Raw genomic sequence first — 18,512 nt, 5'->3', positions numbered from 1 at the left:
CGGATTTCCGAGGTTGTCGCTGAGCACTCTGGAAGAAGACCGGATGCAGACTTCCGGTGAAAATCGGAGGAGATCGGCCCGGTTGAATCCCTGTCTGGCGAGGTTGAATCCATGGTGCACACGTATGACGTGATAGTCGTCGGGTCCGGCTCCGCGGGGGCGGCGCTCGCCACCCGGCTCAGCGAGGACCCGGTCCGTTCGGTGCTCCTCATCGAGGCGGGCCCGGACTTTCCCGAGCCGGCCGACATTCCGCACGACATCACCGACGGCAACGCGATGTCGATGAGCAAGCACGACTGGCACTACCGCGCGGAGATCCTCGACGGCCGGCGCATCCTGTTCCCGCGCGGAAAGATCACCGGCGGATCGTCCGCGGTCGGTGCCACCATCGCGCTGCGGGGCGTACCGGAGAACTACGACCAGTGGGCGGCCGTGGGCAACCCGGCGTGGGCGTACGACCAGGTGCTGCCGTACTTCCGCCGGCTGGAGGACGACCTGGACTTCGACGGCCGGTACCACGGCAAGGGCGGCCCGGTGCCGATCCGCCGCTTCCGGCCCGACGAGATGACCACGGTGCAGCGGGCGTTCACCGAGGCGAGCCTGGCGGCGGGCTTCCCCGAGGTCGCGGACCACAACCACCCGGAGGCGACCGGCATCGGGCCGATCCCGTCCAACCGGCGCGACCCGCGCTACCGCGTCTCGACGGCGATGGCCTACCTGACCGGCGAGGTGCGGGCCCGGCGGAACCTGACGATCCAGGCCGGGACACTGGTGCACGAGGTGCTCTTCGACGGCGAGCGCGCCACCGGCGTCCTGGTCTCGGCGGGTGGCGGCGAGCCGGAGGAACTGCGGGCGCACAAGGTGGTGCTGTCGGCCGGCGCGGTCAACTCACCGACGCTGCTGATGCGTTCGGGCATCGGGCCGGCCGACGACCTGAGGCGGCTCGGCATCCGGGTGCGGCTGGACCGGCCCGGAGTCGGCGCGCACCTGATGGACCACCCGCGGACCGGTGTGTTCATGCGGCCCAAGGACGGCGCCGTCGACCAGAACGTACCGTTCCTGCAGTCCATGGTCCGGACCACCGCCAAGGGGTCCACGGCGTTCAACGACATGCAGTACTACATGGTCAACCACTTCGACCTGGAGCTGTTCCCGGAGCTGCAGATGCTGGCCGGCGCGCCGATGATCCTCGGCGTGATGGTGGTGGACCAGCAGCCGGAGTCCGTCGGCCGGCTGCGGCTGGTCTCCGCGGACCCGGCGGCCGGACCCGACATCTCGCTCGGCTTCCTGTCCACCGAGCGGGACCTGGAGAAGATGGTGGACGGCGTGCGGACCTGCTGGGAGCTGGCCAACCACCCCGGCATCCGCGAGCAGGGCGACGGCTTCATCGTGCTGAACGACAAGCTCATCGAGAAGGACGCGATGGTCGAGCAGTACGTGAAGGTGAGCCTGGACAGCGGATACCACCCGGTGGGCACCGCCCGGATGGGCACCGCCGACGACGAAGGCGCCGTGGTGGACGAGCGGTTGCGGGTGCACGGGCTGGCGGGCCTGTACGTGGCCGACGCCTCGGTGATGCCGAGCATCGTCAACTGCAACACCAACCTCACCTCCATCATGATCGGCGAGCGGCTGGCGGACTGGCTGCGCGCCGAGTGACCTGATCCGGCCTCCTGCGACGGCCGTTCCGGCGCCCCTGCCGCGCCGGGACGGCCGTTCGCGCGTCCGTGTCCGGGCCCGCGGGCGGGCGGCGAGCGCCGGCGGCTCCGGGCGCGCAGAGCAATTTGAGAGACGAGACGCCCCCGGTATTCCTGTCACCATGGTGGAAAACCACGCCGCAATTGCCCGCCGGGCAGGAATCCCGCATTTTCCCCCCGTTTATTCGGCAGCGGACCGCGGGGCGGCCCCACCACCGGAAAGTGAAGGCGATTACCCATGACCGATCCGAATGTGCTGAGTACGGTTCGCGTCCCCCTGGTGGAAGAAGCCGATGCCGAGGGCCGTACGGCCGAGCTCTACGACCTGATCAAGTCGCGGATGGGCATTCCCTTCGTGCCGGACATGTTCCGGCTGGTGTCCAGCCGGCCCGACCTGCTGGAGGTGGTGATCGCCGGCTACGGCGGCGTCTTCAACGACGGGGTGCTGCCGCGCGCGACCCGCGAGATGATCTCCGCCTGGAGCTCCAAGGTCAACGGCTGCCCGTACTGCGTGGGCACCCACAACTGGTTCCTGGCGCAGTTCGGCGGCGAGCAGGAGCTGACGGACGCGATCGAGACCGCGAACTCGGTGGACGAGCTGCCGATCGACGACCGCACCAAGGAGCTGATGCGACTGGTCACGCAGGTCGGCACCGGCGCCTTCCGGATCACCGAGGCGGACTGGGCCAGGACCGAGGCGGCGGGCTGGTCCAACGCGGAGATGCTGGAGGCGGTCTTCACCGCCGCCATGTTCGCCTTCATCAACCGCATGGTGGACGGCCTGGGTCTGGGCAACTCGGTGACCCGCAGCCGGGTCGCCTCACAGCCGGAGGGCGCCACGGTGTCCGAGGACCGGCTGGCGGAGTCCCGGTGAGCAGCCCCTCGCGCGCGATCCTGCTGACCGGCGCCTCGTCCAGCACCGGTATGTCCTCCGGCACCGGGAGCGCCGCCGCGCTGCGGCTGCACCGGGCCGGCTGGCCGGTGTACGCGACCGCGCGGCGGACCGAGGCGCTGGCCGGACTGGCGGCCGAGGGCATCAGGGTGCTGCAACTGGACGTCAACGACGAGGAGTCGATGACGGCGGTGGTGGAGAAGATCACCGCCGAGCACGGCGCGGTCGGCACGCTGATCAACAACGCCGCCTACAGCCTCAACGGCACGATCGGCGAGACCCCGATCGACGAGGTGCGCAGCCAGTTCGAGACGAACATCTTCGGGCTGTGCCGGCTGACGCAGTTGGTGCTGCCCGGCATGCGCGAGCAGGGCAGCGGCCGGGTGGTCATGATGTCCTCCATCTTCGGCCAGTTCGCCACCCCCGGCCGCGGCTACTACCAGGCCACCAAGCACGCCCTGGAGGCCATCGGTGACTCGCTGCGGCTGGAGGTGGCGAAGTTCGGCATCAAGGTGGTGCTGATCGAGCCGTCGCCGGTGCTCGGCGGGTTCGTTCCGATGACCGTCGCCGACCTCGGGATGTCCGGACAGGAACGGACCGGCCTGTACGACGACTTCTGGCAGTACTTCGTCGACTGGCACGGCGCGTACCGGGAGACCGACCGGCCCACCGGCCGGGGCCGGATGGCGGTGCGGGCCGAGACGGTGGCGAAGGTCATCGAGAAGGCCGTGAGCAGCGACAACCCGAAGATCCGGTACCGGATCGGGATGCCGTCCCGGCTGCTGCCGCAGATGCGGTGGACCATCGGGGACCGGCTGTTCGAACACTTCGTCCGGTTCTTCTTCCCCATTCCCTGACGGGCCGCGCGCCTGCCAAGGGAAGAAAAACGGAGGAGTCGGAAGGAATAAAAAGTGACGCGTGTGATCCCTTCCGTCACACCAACACCTCACGTCCGAATAGACCCAATTCTCGAACCGCAAGGATGAAGAAAGAATGACCCGCCACGGGTGCGACGATCGGGTGACGCGTCGACCGGATATCGCCCAAGAGCCGAGGGGACGGCCACGGATGCCGGAAGGCAACAAGGAAAGAACGCAAGCAAGTTCCGCGGGCCCGGTTCCCGGAGCGGGCTCATGACCGACAGGAGGCTGCTCGTCCAGGCACCGCTCAGGGGACTCTCGCTGCAACAGGTCCGGTACGTTGCCACCGTGCCGTTCGGCGAGGCCACCGGCGACACGGCACGGGTCTACCGGGAACTGGAACGGGACTTCGGGGTGCTGGCGCCGCCGGTCGCCCTGCACGCACCCGTGCCGGAGCTGCTCGCCGCGGCGTGGGTGATGCTGCGCGAGACCATGCTCGTCAGCAGCCGGGCACCACGGACGGCGAAGGAGGCGGTGGCATCCGCCGTCTCGGTGAGCAATCAGTGTCCGTTCTGCACCACCATGCACACCACGATGCTCGACTCCCTGACCGCCCGGCCGCTCGCCTCCGGGCCGGGCGGCCGGTCAGGGCCGACGACGGACCAGCTGACGGCATGGATCACCTCGGCTGGCAAGCAGCCGTTCGCGCCCGATGCGCTGCCCGAACTGGCCGGCACCGCGCTCTGCCTGCAGTACCTGAACCGTATGGTCAACATTTTCCTGGTCTCCCGGCCGCTGCCCCCGCACGCCCCGGTCCGCGCCCTCGGTCCGGTGCTGCGGATACTGACCGGGCTGATGCGCGGCTCGGCGCGTGGGAGAACACGGCCGGGCGCTTCGCTGTCGCTGCTGCCGGACGCGCCACTGCCGCGGGACCTGGCCTGGGCCTCGGCCGACCCGGGAATCGCCGGGGCCCTGGCACGGAGCACGGCGGCCATCGAAGCCGTGGCCGAGGATCTGGTGCCGGAACAGATCCGAGTCCTGCTGAACGGCGAACTGGACCGGTGGGACGGCCATGATCCCGGCCTCGGCCGGGCCTGGCTCGACGCCCCGCTGCGCGAACTGCCGCCGGCTGAACGCGCGGCGGGCAAGCTCGCACTGCTCACCGCCCTGGCCTCCTACCGGGTGGACGAGAAGATCGTCGCCACCTTCAGGCAGGACGGTGCGAGCGATCGGGAAATGCTGGCGATCACGTCGTGGGCGAGTCTGCAGGCGGCCCGGCGCCGTAGCCGCCAGCTTATCGGCGACAGCTGAATATCCGGCCTCCTCGGCCGACAGCCTCCGTTCCACCACCCTGTTATTTTGCGGCGGCGTCCCGCCGGCTTCCGTCTGGAGTGCGGCTCCCGCGTGCCGATTTCCGGGCAGGCGCATTCAGCGGTCGGTGGATTCGCCTGCCGAGGGACCAAGGTACGCCAGTACATCGCTTTCGAACGCGCAATACCGCATCGGCCGACCCGTTGTCCGTGGTGCCCGGCCGGTTCCGTCAGTATGCATTCGTTTCGTTGACGAGCTCAGGGAGATGCCATGCAGACCGCTGTCGAACGCGCCATCGCAACGATGTGGGAGCGCTACGAGGAACCACTTTCGCTCGATGAGATCGCCAACACGGCGATCCTCAGCAAGTTCTATTTCTCCCGGGTGTTCCGCGATCTCACCGGGACCTCTCCGGGGCGCTTCTTGTCCGCAGTCCGACTGCACCAGGCAAAGGCCATGCTGCTGGAGACCGATCTCAGCGTCACCGAGATCTCCTATCGCGTCGGCTACAACAGCCTGGGGACTTTCACCAGCCGTTTCACCCGCAGCGTGAGCCATTCACCGGCCCGTTATCGGGCGCTGGCCAGAGCGGGGCTGCCCGGGCCGGGCTACCAACCTGGCCCGGCACCGCAGCCGGCCAGAGAGAGCGACGAGTGCGGCTGCGTCATCGACGGGTTCATCAACACGCCGGACACGGGACAGCCGGTACGGATCTATGTGGGCGCGTTCCGGGAGCCCCTCGTGCAGGGTCGCCCGATCGCCTGCGAGATCCTGGACGGATCCGGGCCCTTCGCGCTCCGCGTGTCGGAGGGCGTCTGGTACGTCCGGGCAGCTGTGGTGGCCCTCAGCGACTTTCCGGCACCGCCCTGGGAGCGGCGCCCGCTGCTGGTGGCCTCCAGTGAGGAACTGTGTGTGCGCCGGGGCCAGGAAACGCGGGTGGGCCTGGAGGCGCGTCCGCTGACCTCGCTGGACCTGCCGATCCTCCTGGCGCTGCCGGAGCTGGACTCGTGCCGGCCTCCGGACCCGGGCAGCTCTCCCCTCCGGCTGCCGGCTCTCGCCGATACGCATCGAACGGGTTCATGACGAACGGGTGCCGGCGGCCCGATTTCGTCATGCGAGAACGCAGGTCCGCCCGGCACCAGGGGCGGGACCGCTGCACGGTCCCGCCCCTTCACCTGTCGCCGTTCCCGCCGTCAGGTGCCGTGGACCGGATCCACTTCCGCTGCGGGCGGCGTGAACGGCCCCCAGGTGAAGGCTCTCATCCATGTCGCCGACGACTGCCCGGACCAGCGCAGGCGCTCGATCTGGCGCCAGGTGCGGCGGCCGGTCAGTGAGCGGAACACATCGAAGCCGGAGCCGCGCACGGTGGTGGTGGGAGGTCCCTCCCCCACCACCCAGTCCCGCTCCGGGGTGCGAATCCTCATGGCCGGCAGTTCGTTGCCGTGCACCGCGAGGCCGAAGCCCATGGTGGCCAGGTCCAACGCGCCGGCGAACGCCGGGTGCCCGGCCGGCGCGACGGGCACGCCGAGGCAGACCCGCAGGTCGACCTCGTGCGAGAACACGTCGAGCAGCAGGATGCGCCGGCGCAGTTCAGGGGTGCGGACCAGCGCTTCACGCAGCGGACCGTCCAGCGCGGCCCACCGGTCGAGCAGACGGTCCAGTCCGACTCCCTCCGACGGGCGCAGGTCTATCTGGCTCTCCTCCAGAGCCACGAACGACTCGCAGATGTGCACCAGGTGCCCGACCAGATCCCGTACGTTCCACTCGGGACATGCGGGCACCCCGGCGGCGTCCACGTCAGGTTTCCCTGCGACGAGTGCGGTGATGTTCTGCCGGGTGCGCCGGTAGGCCAGATGCTGCTCGGCGGGCTCATGCTCCGTGCCGATCACCGTCCCGGGGTCCCGCGCCGCCGTCACGACCCGCTCCGGCCGGCCGGGGCGCCGGCGGACACCGGCACGGCGTGTACGCAGGTGTAGACGGCACCGTACTCAGCGGGTATGTGCCACGGCCACCACCGTCGCACCGTGTCAGTGCGGACCGGGGCCCCGTCCTCCTGGAACCGGCGGGCGGCCGTCTCGCACGCCGCCTTGCCGGCCACGTACGGCACCCCCGCCGGATGGATCACCGCGCCGGCGTCACCGACCGCCGGCGCGGCGACCGTGTGCGAGCCGAGGAAGCCGGTGCCTCCCGTCAGACAGATCAGCATCTCGTTCCTCGCCTTTCGTCCGTTGCGCTGCCTGCCGCTACGGCCGTGCGGCCGGGGCACGGGTGTTCACAGCCGGTCCGGGAGCAACTGTTCGGTGATGTCCTCCAGCCTGCGGCCCCTGGTCTCGGGACCGATCCACAGAAAGGCGACCGCGGCCAGCAACAGCGGTACCGCGCCCAGCAGCGCGGTGGTGGCCAGCGAAGGCACGGTCGCAGCGGCCACGGTGAGGGCGAGGATCAGCACGCCGCCCGCCTTGGTCATTCCGGCGGCGAAACCGGTGGCGCGTGACCGCACCAGAGTCGGATAGACCTCGGCCGCATAACTGACCACGACCGCGACCACCGAGCTCACCCCGGACAGCGGCACCACCAGGAGCAGCGACAACAGTGTCTGATCGTGGGCGAGTTGGTCGCCGGCGATGACAAAGCCGAGCAAGGTCAAGCCGGTGACCGCGCTGACCGTGACGATCGTCCTGCGGCTGCCCCACACGCCGTACATCCAGGCGGTGAGCACGGTCAGCGGAAGGCCGATCAGCGCCGCGTTGCGGACGACATAGTCGGAGTTGACGGCGGAGTAGCCGAGCTGCTGGAGGTTGGTGGGGACCCAGAGCTGGAAGCCGTAGGTCATCAGGCCGATTCCGATGCCGAGCACCGTGATGGCGGCGGTCGGGCCGAACAGCGGGCGGCGGAACAGCAGGAACACATCGCTGCGCTCGACCTCGCGGCTCAGCTCGGCCTCGTCCGGGGCCAGTTCCTCGGCCACGGCCCCGAAGCGGGCCATCACCTGCTCGGCCTCCTCCTGCCGGCCGGCGGCCAGCAGGAAGCGCGGCGACTCGGGAATCCACCGGTTGAGGGCGATGAACACCAGTCCGGTCGGCAACCCGATCAGCCACAGGATGCGCCAGCTGTAGGTGGGCGTCAGCCACCCGGCCAGCCAGCTGGTGATGACATACGCACCCGCGATGTCGCCGCCGATGAGCACCATCAGCCACCCGCGGTGTCTGGACGGGATGGTCTCGGCGAGCAGGGTGAAGGCGATCGGCAGCATGCCGCCGGCGCTGATGCCCATCAGCAGGCACATCAGCAGATTCCACGAGAAGCCAGGCATGGTGCCGCAGATGGAGGTGGTGACGAAGAGCATGCCGGCCATGACGATGGACGCCCGCCGGCCGATCCGGTCGCCGAGCCAGCCCCAGATGAACGAGCCGAGCACGGTGCCGGTGATGCCGACCAGCGGCAGCCAGGAGACGGGGATGTGGCCGTGCGGGTTGGCGGGCGAGCGCAATCCGTATTCCGCGGCCATGCCGGGGGCGACGAAGGACAGCGCGGTCGGCTTCATCACGTCGATGGTGACGGCCAGAGCCATGGCGAGGATCAGCGCGACGTGCGGACCGCTGATCGGGGCGTCGTCCAGCACCCGGACCCGGATCCGATGGGCGTTACGACTGATCACAGCGCTGTAGCGGGGCATCACCCCGTAAAGGCTCAGGCCCAGACCGACGACGATCAGGACCATGCCGGTGATCATGGTGCGGTCGGGGGCCATCCCGTGCATGTGGTAGCCCATGTCACGGGCGCCGATGTACATCGGCAGGTGCAGGATCACGCCGACCGTGCTGGCCAGCGCACCGGTCCAGAACGCGACCGGGTGCGTGAAGCCGCTCCCGGCCTTGCGGTCACCGCCGGTACCGGTCGTGTCGTCAACGGACATATCTGGCTCCTCCTGTACAGGGCGGATCCGGCTTCTGCGCGTGCCGGAGCGGCGCACCGGGCGGTACGAACGCGGGCGGATACGTGCGGATACGAACGGGGCAGTGCGGGCAGTGCGGGGCAGTGCGGGCGCCGGCGGTACGGGTGGACGGGGAGGCCGTTAAGCGGCCTGCTCACCGGACTCGGCCCTCGCGCGGCGCTCGGCATCCACCTGGACGTCCTTGGCGAAGGAGGCCATGAGCACGGGGACCGCCTCGGCCTGGAAGTCGACCTCGGAGTCGAACTCCTTGATCATTCCCTCCAGTACCAGCAGTGACAGCAGCGGAAAGGCGAACTCGGCGGCGGCGAACACTCCGAAGTCCCGTTGCAGCTTGAACAGCCGCGGTGCGAACGCCCCGAGGTCGAAGTCCTTCGACAACGCGCCGGCCACCTCGTCCACCAGCTCCGTCACCGCCGTGCGGAAACCCTCCCGGTCCAGGTCGCCGGGCAGACGCGCGGCGCTGTCCAGCACGATGTCCGCACACCGCGGTCCGTTGCCCTGGGCCATGTTGAGGAAGAAGCCGGCGAACGAGCGCCGCACCGCGTCGGGCAGTTTCACCACGAAGCCCGCGTCGAGCACCACCACCCGTCCCTCGCCGTCCAGGCAGAGGTTCCCCGGATGGAGGTCGCAGTGCACCACGCCGTCGACGAAGAGCATCCGGTAGACCGCCTTGAGCACGTCGCGGACCACCTCCTGGCGACGGGCCATGGTCATGCCCAGCGGCCGGAACCGGCCGAGGTCCCGGACGAACTCCATGGTGAGCACGGTCGGCCCGCACAGGCCGTCCACCGGCGCCGGGATGCGCAGTTCGGTGTGGTCGGAGAAGTTGGCGCGCAGCGCGACCAGCGAGTCCCGCTCAGCGGTGAAGTCGAGCTGGTGCAGGACGGCGCCGCCGAGCTGGCCGATCATCTCCTCGGCGGGCAGGTCCCGCATGCCCGGCATCACCCGTCCGGCCCGTACGCCGAGCAGCGCCAGCCGCAGATCGGCCTCCAGCACCGGGCGGATGCCGTGCCGCTGCACCTTGACCGCGACCTCGGTGCCGTCGGCGAGGCGGGCGCGGTGCACGCTGGCGATGCTGCCGCAGGCCACAGGCTCCCAGTCGAACTCGGCGAAGGCATCGGCGAATCCGGCTTCCGCCAGGGTCCTGGCCACCGCGGCACGGCCGGGCGGCCGTACCTCGTCGGCCAGTTCGCCAAGCGCGTCGCACCAGTGCTCGGGAACCAGATCACGGCGAGTGCTGAGCAGTTGCCCGGCCTTGACGAAGAACGGGCCCAGTGCGGTCAGCAGTCGTGGCGCCCGGCCCGCGAGACGCGCCCGGCCGCCGCGGGTCACAGCATGCGGCAAGGCAGCGAACACGTGCACCGTGACGATCAGGGCAGTGGTGCAGGCCCTCTTCGGCAGTAGCCACCAACCAGTCCCTTGCTTTCGCATGGCACCCCCAGATCCCTCTCGTCGGGCGGACCGAAGACGGCCCGTCAGCGAGGAAACCAGTCCCCGGACGCGTGATCTATACGCGATATTGCCCAATGGGGGCGCGGCCCTCGCCGGGCGGCCCGATATAGGTCTGAGCGATGTCCAGCCAGTGGTCCGCGTCCGTACCGCCGGCCTTCAACGCGAGGTCGTCGCGGTGCCTGCGGCGGGTGACGAGCAAGCAGAAGTCGGCAGCCGGACCGGTGATCCACTGGTCGGCCTCCGGCGGGCCGAAAGCCCACAACTCGCCTGATGGGGAGGTGAGTTCGAACCGGAATGGCTCGGCAGGCGGCTGCTGGCCGCGGGCGTGATAGGCCAGGTTCCGGGTTCGGGTGCCGAGAAAGACGATGTGGCCTATGCGGTCGGTGAGGACCCGGGTACGGCCGAGGCCGTCGCGGATGTCCTGGCCGTGTGCGAACAGTTCCATCAGAGCGACGGCAGCGAGCACACTGGCCGGCAGCGGACCGCCGAGCCATGGCACCGGTTCACGCCGGGGCAGCGCGGCCAACGCCTTCTCGGCGGCGGCGCGTTCCTCGCCCCAGCGGCGCAGCAGTTCCGGGACCGGCACGGCGGCGTACTCAGCGAGCCGGGCGTCCATACCGGCCTGAAAGTTTTCGCGGGCCGCAGCAGTCCCGGCCGCGAAGGCGTCCGGATCTCCCGTCGCGAGCACCAATAGATGTGCCACGTGGGTCAGGTGTGCCACCTGGTGCCGGACGGTCCACCGGGGAGCCGGAGTTGCCGTATCCCACTCACGACGGGGCAGATCTGCAACGATTTCACCGAGTTCGATGCCCTCTGCAACCAAGTCGGCGTATACGTCATGCAATGCCGTCACGTGGAAAATCCTTTCGGCGCGGGCAGAGTATACAAAAGGCGATCCTGTGACCGTCCCGTCCATTGTCGGGAGGGGACACCGGCGGCACTTCTCCATACGTGCTCTTGCCGCCCGACCCGAACATGGGGCATGTTTCGACCGCACGACCGATGCCGACGGCCACGGGGAGGCGTCTTAGCACGTGAGCGAGCCACCGGTCAATCCGCACGATGCTCTCCGGCAGCCCACGGTCGGCCCCCTGCCCCTCAGAGGCAATACCGCAGCAGACCGAGGGAGAACCGCTCACCGCATCGATCCGATCGGCGACACCCACTCATTCCGAGCGGGATTCCGCACTTCCGCGCGCACGCACACGCAATCTCAAATTCCACAATCGGGGGATACGGATGCGCAGAGCAGCAGAGGTAGCGATAGAGCGCAGCATCAGCACGATGTGGAACAACCACGCCGAGCCGCTTTCACTGGAGCAGTTAGCGGAGGCCGCGTACTTCAGCAAATTCCACTATGCGCGGACTTTCACCCAGGTCACCGGAACGTCGCCGGGCCGGTTCCTTGCCGCGATCCGGCTGTTCATGGGTAAACAGCATTTGCTCGAAACCAGAGCGAGCGTCACCGACATAACCTACCGGGTGGGCTACAACAGTCTGGGCACGTTCACCAGCCGCTTCACCCAGAGTGTGGGTATCTCGCCTGCCCGGTACCGGTTCCTGGCCCGGTGCGGCCTGCCGCCACTGATCCTGCCGACCCCGCACCTCGACCATGCGACCTCGACGGTGACCGGACACCTGCAATTCCCGCCCGACGCCGGCCCGGTCCGGGTGTACGTGGGGGCGTTCAACACCCCGGTCCTGGCCGGCTTCCCGCAGTCCTGCGACATCCTGGACGAGCCACGCCCGTTCCGGCTTCACGTGACCGACGGGCTGTGGTTCATCCGGGCGGCGGCGGTGGCACCGCACGACGCCGAACCGGTACCGCATATCCGGCTCCCGCGCCTGATCGGTTCCGGCTCGGCGATCCGAGCCCGCGGCGGTCGCATGTACCGCGCGGACGTGCAATTGCGGACGGTCACAAGCATCGATCTGCCGGTCCTTCTGGCCTTACCCGAACTCGACGGCACCCGCAGTGCCTCGGCCCCCGCTCCGCCTTGGCCGCGTCGAGTCCCGCCGCGTCATGGGTGAATGGTCCGGTGGCCGGTCCGGTAGCGGCCCGGGGTCGTTCCGATGATGCCGGTGAACGCCGCGATGAAGCTGCTGGGGTTGGACCATCCGCAGGCCGAGGCGGTGCGGGTGGTGTCGTGGCCCTCGGCGAGGAGCACCAGCGCGTGGTGGACGCGCAGCTGCGTGCGCCACTCGTAGAAGGTCATGCCGAGTTCGTCACGGAACAGCCGGCTGAGGGTACGGGTGCCTGCTCCGATCGTCTTCCCGAGTTCGGCCAGCGTGGCGTTGTCCCCAGGCGACTCGTACAGCATCCGGGCAATGGCCCGCAGCCGGTCGTCCCGTGGTTCGGGCAGGTGCAGCGGCTGTTCGGGGGCTTCGCGGAGTTCCTCGACGAGGACATGAAGGAGGCGGGAGCGCGCGGAGCGGCTGTAGTCGGGCACGGCGGGGTCGTAGTTGCGGGGGCCGGTCAGGGCGAGCAGGACCTCGCGGGCAAGGCCGGAGGCCAGGAACACGGCGGGGTGCTCAGGGACGAGCCGGGCCAGGGACGGCGTGAGAAAGACGATCCGCATATCGGTGTCGCCGTGGGCGCGGTGGTAGTGGGTGAACCCGGCGGGGGTCCAGGCGACCCGGTTGGCGGGAACGATCGACGTGCCGCGCTCGGTGTGAACCGCCAGGACACCACCGGCCGCGTACACCAAGTGCCCCCGGGTGTGCGACTGCACGGCGCTCGTTCCGCCGGACGGCCACAGGTGGCGCCCGCCGGAGGGCCAGATGTGCGACGTCGCCCCGGCGGCCGGACGAGGTTGGCGGTGAACAGGCATCAATTGGCATCGTAGCGGTAGCACGCCACGCGTTGATCCGGCGAAACTGCCTGCATGAGCGGTGGTTGCCAGCCGCGCGGAGCCCGGCCGGACCACAGGGCATCGAGGCGGCGTGCCTCGATGCCGCGGGCTTGAGACAGGCCGCGGGCTTGAGACAGAAGGAGAAACGCATGACGACGTTCGTCCTGGTGCCCGGCGCCTGGAAGGGTTCCTGGTCGTTCGAGGCGGTGGTTCCGCTGCTGGAGCGTGCCGGTCACACCGTTCACGCCCTGACCCTGACCGGTCTGCGGCCGGACGACGACAACGCGACGGTCGCGACCGCCAACCTCGACACGCACGCCGACGACGTGCTGCGGCACCTCGACCGCCACCGCATCACCGGCGCGACGCTGGTCGGCCACAGCTATGCCGGGATGGTGATCGCCGCCGCCGCCGACCGCGCCGGCGGCCGGATCTCACGACTGGTGCATCTCGACGCCTACGTGCCGCGCGGCGGCGAATCGTGCTGGTCGTCGACGAACGAGCACTTCCGGGCTGTGTTCGCGGCCGGCGCCGCGGGCAGCGGCTACGCCGTCCGGCCGCCGGCCGGCGGCGATCCCCGCCGCCGTCCCCATCCTCTCGCCTCGTTCCTGCAGACGGTCCGGCTCACCGGCGCGCTCGCCCAGGTCCCCCGCCGGGAGTTCGTCTACTGCTCGGGGTGGGAGGACCGGACGCCGTTCGCCGGACTCCGCAGCCGGCTGCAGGCCGATCCCGCGTGGCGGGTCCACGACCTCCCCACCGGGCACGACGCGATGCACGAGGCCCCCGAGGCGGTCGCCGCACTGCTGCTCGACGGGTAACGCGCCGCCCAGTCCGTCCGGCCCGTCCAGTCCGTCCGGCCTATCCGGTGCGTCCGGCCTACCCGGTGCGTCCGGGCAGGTGGCTCGGCGGGCAGCGCGAACCGTACGCCGGGACGGAGTGCTCCGTCCCGGCGTACTCCCCCGCACCGCCGGAGCCGTAGGGACTACCGTGCTCCGACGAGGACTTCCGCGGCGGCGACACCGGAGGCGGCGGTCGCGCCGTGGGTGAAGATCCGCACCGCGCCCGCACCGGAGTCGCCGGGCAGGCCCATCTCCACCACGATCGCGTCCGGCCGCCGCCTGGCGAGTTCCGCGAGCGCCTGGCCCATCCAGGTGTTCCGGGACGCGTCCCGGACGACGACGACCAGCGGGCGCCCGGTGGCGGGCGCCAGTGCGTACTCCTCAAGAATGGCCGGGCGGGCGGCGAGCTGCTGGTGGTGGACCCGGACAAAGGTGGTTCCGGGCAGCCGCTCGCGCAACGGCACCGCGACACCCCACGGGGTCTCCTTGCCGATGGCCAGGTTGGTGGCCGGCACCAGCTCGACCACGTGCGGCGGTGCGGTCAGCGGCAGCACGTCGTCCACCGAGCCGCTGCAGCGGATGGCGCGCCGGGCGGCGACGAAGCCGATGTCTCCGCTGATCGGGTTGACCGGCAGGGACCGGGCGCGGCCGGCCGACCAGTCGGCGAACTCCTGGACCTGGCGGGATGCCTCGGTCAGCCGGGCTTCGGTGAGTTCACCGGACTCCACGGCGGCGACGAGCGCGCCGGCCAGCTGGTCGGGCACCCCTTCGCCGGCGTTCTCGCCGCCGACGCAGACCGCGTCGGCGCCGGCCACGACGGCCTTGACCGTGGCGCCCTCGATGCCGTAGGCGTCGGTGACGGCGCCCATCTCGATCGCGTCGGTGACGATCAGGCCGTCGAAGCCGAGTTCCTTGCGGAGCAGGTCGCCGAGGATACGGCTGCTGAGGGTGGCGGGCAGTTGCGGGTCGTAGGCCGGTACCAGCAGGTGGCCGCTCATCACCGCGCGCACGCCGGCCTCCAGCGCCGCCCGGAAGGGCGGCAGCGCCTGGGTGGCGATGGTCTCCAGGCCGGCGTCGTAGCTGGGCAGTCCGTGGTGGGAGTCGACGGCGACATCGCCGTGCCCGGGGAAGTGCTTGGCGCAGGCGGCCACCCCCGCCGACTGGAGTCCCCTGATCCAGGCGGCGGCGTGCCGTGCCACGCGTCCGGGGTCGACGCCGAAGGACCGGACGCCGATGATCGGGTTGTCGGGGTTGGAGTTGACGTCGACGCTGGGCGCGTAGTTGAGGCTGACCCCGACCGCGTGCAGCTGCCCGCCGAGGTCGCGGGCGACCGCCTCGGTCAGGTCGAGGTCGTCGACGGCGCCGAGGGCGAAGTTGCCGGGCCGGGTGGAGCCGGTGGAGGACTCGATCCGGGTGACATCGCCCGCCTCCTCGTCGATGGCGATGATCAGCGAGGGGTTCTCGGCACGCAGTCGGGCGGTCAGCAGGGCGACCTGCTCGGGCGAGACGATGTTGCGGGCGAAGAGCACCACGGATGACAGGCCGTCATTGATCGCCCGCAGTACCCAGTCCGGCGCCTGCGTCCCCACGAACCCGGGTTGCAGGACGGAGAGTGCGAGTCGTCGCAGCTCCTTGCTTTGCTTGCTGGCGGACATCAACTGGGCCTTCCACGTAGAGCCAACGCACTGACCGCGCCCGGCGATCATTGGTACAGACCAACGGATACTCGCTCAGCCCGCTCAGAGGTGTCAAGGGTGAGCCCGGCCGACTCCGGTGCGGTACGTACCGGCCGCGTTGCGTACACACCCCTTCACCCGCTACTAATGACGGGAAGTCACCCGCGGTAGGGATAAGACTGCATACGGCAACGAAATCCGCCGTATCGCCCCGGGCCCATGTGCCGGAGCCATCAAAAGCGCTGAAAATACTCCTTCCGCCGTAAGCGCCTCATTGCTGACACTATGTGAACCAAAGAGCCACGGAGCCGAGTTGGGAACCACACAGGCCCAACTCACCGTTTGACAGCGGCAGATGGTCTAATCCATTTTAGGAAGACGCGAGTTCAGCAGCGACAACCGCGGCGTGACGCCGAGGGCGGACGAGGAAGCCCGCTGACGGAGCCCACAGGGAACCCATAGGCATGACCGGCCGGGATCTGCGAGCCCCACCACCAGGCTTTCCGTTCGTCATGGCCGCGCCACCCATTGCCGTGCGTGATTTCTCGCGCACCGAGGGCCAGACCCGCGGTGACCGCTCAAGAACATCCGAACCCTGGAGCGATGTTTTGCTGGCGCCCAACCGCCCTTACCGAGCCTCCTGTGAACTCCCGTACTTCAGCTCGGACGGCGACACCTATATCGCGCAGACCCCACTGCGGAGCCTGCGGAAGACCCAGAAGCTGCGTGTCCTGTCCGAGGCCGACTTCGATTTCTGGCAGACCTATGGCTATGTGGTGGTGAAGCAGGCGATCACCACCGAAGCCGCCGCGGAACTCCTCGCATTCACCTGGGACTTCCAGGGCCTCGACCCCGACCGGCCGGAAACCTGGTACGACGACCGGGAATTCCGCTCGGACCTGGACCGCGAACTGCACATCTACGGCTTCGTCGAGGCGTACCACCACCAGCTCATCTGGAACAGCCGCCAGACCCAGCGGGTGTACGACGCGTTCGTCGACGTCTGGGACTGCGAGGAGCTGTGGGTCACCCAGGACCGGCTCAACCTCAACCCGCCGAACATCAAGAACCGGGACCGCGCGCTCATCGCGCCCACCGAGCGCGGCTTCGACATCAGGCTGCACTGGGACATCGACACTTCGCTCGACGATCTCCCGCAGCGCGTCCAGGGCATCATCGCGCTCAACGACACCGCACCGGACCGCGGCGGATTCCAGTGCTCGCCCGAGCTGTTCCGCCGGTTCGACGAGTGGAAGCCGCTCCAGCCGGCCGACCGTGACCCGATCCGCCCCAGCGTCGACCAGGCCGAATTCCCGGTCATCCGGCCGGAGCTGAAGGCCGGGGACCTGCTGATCTGGAACGGCCAGCTGGCACACGGCGTGGCGCCGAACACCTCGGCCGACGGGGTGCGGGCCGCCCAGTACCTGTCGATGATGCCCGCGTTGGAGTCGCACCGGGAACTGCGGCGCTCCCGCGTCGAGTCCTGGCGGACACTCAGCACCCCGGAGTGGAACACGACGCTGGTCGGCGACGCCACCAAGCACGAGTCCCTGCGGTACGGCCCCGCCGAGCTGACCGAGCTGGGCGCCAAGCTGCTCGGTCTCGACTCCTGGCACCCGCGGAACCCTGACCAGGTGACCGGAGAGTAGCCATGCGCCGAATCTGTCTGGCCCTTCCCACCAACAGGCCGTGCGCCGCGGCGATCTCCGCCGTTCACCAGGAGGCGGCGTACGCCGCCGAGAACTTCGACGTCGAGGTCCACCTGCTGGTCCTGGACTCCTGCGACCGGGCTTCCTTCACCCGGCACGCGGCGGTCGTCGGCGGCCTGCCGGCAACGCCGGGAGTCGTCACCCACCATCTCGACGAAGCCGCGCAGCGCGAATTCCTGCGGCAGGTGATCGGCGCCGCCGGCCTGGACAAGCCGGAACTGCTCCTCGATCTCATGCTCCCGGCCGCACTGTCCTACGGCGCCTGCACCAACCGGGCATTCCTGATCGCCGCCGCACTCGGCTGCGCGTCGGTGCACCGCCGGGATTCCGACAGCCGTTATCAGGAACTCGACGGGGTGCCGGTCTTTCCGATCCACCATGAACTCCGCTCGCTCGGAAAGCGCGCGGCGGACGCGGCGAGTTCGGTGACCGGAACCGATCTCGACGCCCGGCACCGGGACAAGCCCGTTTCCATGGTGGGCAGTTCCTTCGTCGGCGAGATGTCCGTGGACATCGACGAGATGTACCGGCTCGACCCCGAGGTGTATTACGAAGTGGTCGGCCTGTGGGCTCCTTTCCACTGGCCGCAGGAGGAGAAACGCCGGTTTGTCGACGACTCCTTCCGCGGCGCCGGCACCGAAATGTTCACCCGCGACCGTGCGACACTCACTCTGGTCGATCCCATGCGGGTGGACATGTGCAACATCGCCTTTTCCGGGGTGCAGGAACAGGTGCCGCTGATGCCGGCCACCGACACCATCGGCAGCGACTACTTCCTCATCCATCTGGTGCACGACGCCACCTTGCCCGGCGTCCTGCACAACCGGAACATCGTGAATTTCTACACCGGTGAACGGCGCACCGATCCCGGATTCATGGCGTATCACCTGCGGTTCGCGAAGTTCTTCCTGTCGATGCTCTACCTCAATCATGTCTACGACCGGATGGAAAAGGCCGGCGAGACGCTGCTCGACGGCGAACACCGGATACGGGTGCCCGCGATCGTCGAACTGCTGCGGGAGAGCAGCGGTCTCGACGTCACGGAGAACGTGCAGCGACTGGACGCCCTGGACCGGACCTACCGCAGACTCGGCGGCAGATACGCCCGGTTCGCCTCGGCACTGGCGGAGCGCCGGGCCCGGCTGCTGGACGAGGCCCGCCGGGACATCGAGGACTACGCCCTGCTCACCGAAGCCTGGTCGGCGATGATCCGGGCGAGCAGAGCCACCGACCTCCACCGGCTCAAGCGGCTGCCCGGCTGAAACCTTT

At 69.3% G+C, this 18,512-nt stretch carries 16 protein-coding genes; 9 read left to right on the top strand and 7 right to left on the bottom strand.

Annotation, left to right across the window (positions count from 1 at the left end; genetic code table 11):
• The first annotated feature begins 111 nt into the window (after nt 1-111).
• The 5 genes from OG552_RS28330 (at nt 112) to OG552_RS28310 (ending at nt 5,843) form a co-directional block, all read left to right on the top strand.
• Complete coding sequence (locus tag OG552_RS28330) at nt 112-1,659, top strand: GMC family oxidoreductase (RefSeq protein ID WP_329137673.1); 1,548 nt, start codon at nt 112-114, stop codon at nt 1,657-1,659.
• Nucleotides 1,660-1,935: 276 nt separating this feature from the next.
• Nucleotides 1,936-2,571, top strand: coding sequence for a carboxymuconolactone decarboxylase family protein (locus OG552_RS28325; protein WP_329137671.1), 636 nt, complete (start codon nt 1,936-1,938; stop codon nt 2,569-2,571).
• Entirely contained in the window at nt 2,568-3,446 is an 879-nt protein-coding gene (locus OG552_RS28320; protein ID WP_329137669.1) for an SDR family NAD(P)-dependent oxidoreductase, read from the top strand. The genes OG552_RS28325 and OG552_RS28320 overlap by 4 nt, the downstream gene beginning before the upstream one ends.
• Before the next feature lie 276 nt (nt 3,447-3,722).
• Nucleotides 3,723-4,760, top strand: coding sequence for a carboxymuconolactone decarboxylase (locus tag OG552_RS28315; RefSeq protein WP_329137667.1), 1,038 nt, complete (start codon nt 3,723-3,725; stop codon nt 4,758-4,760).
• A gap of 270 nt (nt 4,761-5,030) precedes the next feature.
• Nucleotides 5,031-5,843, top strand: a complete 813-nt coding sequence (locus OG552_RS28310; protein WP_329137665.1) for a helix-turn-helix transcriptional regulator — start codon at nt 5,031-5,033, stop codon at nt 5,841-5,843.
• Nucleotides 5,844-5,953: 110 nt separating this feature from the next.
• Here OG552_RS28310 and OG552_RS28305 read toward each other — a convergent pair whose 3' ends face one another.
• The 5 genes from OG552_RS28305 to OG552_RS28285 form a co-directional block, all read right to left on the bottom strand.
• Nucleotides 5,954-6,676, bottom strand: coding sequence for a maleylpyruvate isomerase family mycothiol-dependent enzyme (locus OG552_RS28305; RefSeq protein ID WP_329137663.1), 723 nt, complete (start codon nt 6,674-6,676; stop codon nt 5,954-5,956).
• Complete coding sequence (locus OG552_RS28300) at nt 6,673-6,966, bottom strand: hypothetical protein (protein ID WP_329137661.1); 294 nt, start codon at nt 6,964-6,966, stop codon at nt 6,673-6,675. The genes OG552_RS28305 and OG552_RS28300 overlap by 4 nt, the downstream gene beginning before the upstream one ends.
• Nucleotides 6,967-7,032: 66 nt before the next feature.
• On the bottom strand, nt 7,033-8,676 hold the full coding sequence (locus OG552_RS28295; RefSeq protein WP_329137659.1) for an MFS transporter: 1,644 nt from the start codon (nt 8,674-8,676) through the stop codon (nt 7,033-7,035).
• A 159-nt stretch (nt 8,677-8,835) separates the two neighbouring features.
• Nucleotides 8,836-10,059, bottom strand: a complete 1,224-nt coding sequence (locus OG552_RS28290; RefSeq protein ID WP_329137657.1) for an ABC1 kinase family protein — start codon at nt 10,057-10,059, stop codon at nt 8,836-8,838.
• A gap of 163 nt (nt 10,060-10,222) precedes the next feature.
• Complete coding sequence (locus tag OG552_RS28285) at nt 10,223-11,020, bottom strand: TIGR03084 family metal-binding protein (RefSeq protein WP_329137655.1); 798 nt, start codon at nt 11,018-11,020, stop codon at nt 10,223-10,225.
• Between the two features lie 431 nt (nt 11,021-11,451).
• On the opposite strand from OG552_RS28285, the gene OG552_RS28280 reads away from it, so the two are divergent.
• The gene (locus tag OG552_RS28280; RefSeq protein WP_329137653.1) at nt 11,452-12,198 is read left to right on the top strand and encodes a helix-turn-helix transcriptional regulator; all 747 of its coding nucleotides are present in this window, start codon (nt 11,452-11,454) and stop codon (nt 12,196-12,198) included.
• Here OG552_RS28280 and OG552_RS28275 read toward each other — a convergent pair.
• A complete protein-coding gene (locus tag OG552_RS28275; protein WP_443071207.1) occupies nt 12,189-12,899 on the bottom strand; it encodes an AraC family transcriptional regulator in 711 nt (236 codons plus the stop codon). The genes OG552_RS28280 and OG552_RS28275 overlap by 10 nt on opposite strands.
• A gap of 269 nt (nt 12,900-13,168) precedes the next feature.
• On the opposite strand from OG552_RS28275, the gene OG552_RS28270 reads away from it, so the two are divergent.
• Nucleotides 13,169-13,837 carry an alpha/beta fold hydrolase gene (locus OG552_RS28270; protein ID WP_329137649.1) on the top strand — a complete coding sequence of 223 codons (669 nt, stop codon included), beginning with the start codon at nt 13,169-13,171 and terminating at the stop codon, nt 13,835-13,837.
• A gap of 164 nt (nt 13,838-14,001) precedes the next feature.
• Here OG552_RS28270 and OG552_RS28265 read toward each other — a convergent pair whose 3' ends face one another.
• Nucleotides 14,002-15,513: a glycoside hydrolase family 3 protein gene (locus OG552_RS28265; protein WP_329137647.1), complete on the bottom strand. Its 1,512-nt coding sequence runs from the start codon at nt 15,511-15,513 to the stop codon at nt 14,002-14,004.
• Nucleotides 15,514-16,145: 632 nt separating this feature from the next.
• On the opposite strand from OG552_RS28265, the gene OG552_RS28260 reads away from it, so the two are divergent.
• Together OG552_RS28260 and OG552_RS28255 are read left to right on the top strand one after the other, a co-directional pair.
• A complete protein-coding gene (locus tag OG552_RS28260) occupies nt 16,146-17,183 on the top strand; it encodes a phytanoyl-CoA dioxygenase family protein (protein ID WP_443071206.1) in 1,038 nt (345 codons plus the stop codon).
• A gap of 2 nt (nt 17,184-17,185) precedes the next feature.
• Complete coding sequence (locus OG552_RS28255; protein WP_329137645.1) at nt 17,186-18,505, top strand: DUF6271 family protein; 1,320 nt, start codon at nt 17,186-17,188, stop codon at nt 18,503-18,505.
• Nucleotides 18,506-18,512: the final 7 nt, after the last annotated feature.

The sequence above is a fragment of the Streptomyces sp. NBC_01476 genome, assembly GCF_036227265.1.
Classification (GTDB): domain Bacteria; phylum Actinomycetota; class Actinomycetes; order Streptomycetales; family Streptomycetaceae; genus Actinacidiphila.
This window is presented reverse-complemented; position numbering and strand designations above follow the sequence as displayed.

Bases quoted from the DNA above. Each gene is read 5' to 3' on its own strand.
- OG552_RS28330 (WP_329137673.1), top strand. From the start codon at position 112: ATGGTGCACACGTATGACGTGATAGTCGTCGGGTCCGGCTCCGCGGGG.
- OG552_RS28325 (WP_329137671.1), top strand. From the start codon at position 1,936: ATGACCGATCCGAATGTGCTGAGTACGGTTCGCGTCCCCCTGGTGGAA.
- OG552_RS28315 (WP_329137667.1), top strand. From the start codon at position 3,723: ATGACCGACAGGAGGCTGCTCGTCCAGGCACCGCTCAGGGGACTCTCG.
- OG552_RS28310 (WP_329137665.1), top strand. From the start codon at position 5,031: ATGCAGACCGCTGTCGAACGCGCCATCGCAACGATGTGGGAGCGCTAC.
- OG552_RS28300 (WP_329137661.1), bottom strand. From the start codon at position 6,966: ATGCTGATCTGTCTGACGGGAGGCACCGGCTTCCTCGGCTCGCACACG.
- OG552_RS28295 (WP_329137659.1), bottom strand. From the start codon at position 8,676: ATGTCCGTTGACGACACGACCGGTACCGGCGGTGACCGCAAGGCCGGG.
- OG552_RS28280 (WP_329137653.1), top strand. From the start codon at position 11,452: ATGTGGAACAACCACGCCGAGCCGCTTTCACTGGAGCAGTTAGCGGAG.
- OG552_RS28270 (WP_329137649.1), top strand. From the start codon at position 13,169: ATGACGACGTTCGTCCTGGTGCCCGGCGCCTGGAAGGGTTCCTGGTCG.
- OG552_RS28265 (WP_329137647.1), bottom strand. From the start codon at position 15,513: ATGTCCGCCAGCAAGCAAAGCAAGGAGCTGCGACGACTCGCACTCTCC.
- OG552_RS28255 (WP_329137645.1), top strand. From the start codon at position 17,186: ATGCGCCGAATCTGTCTGGCCCTTCCCACCAACAGGCCGTGCGCCGCG.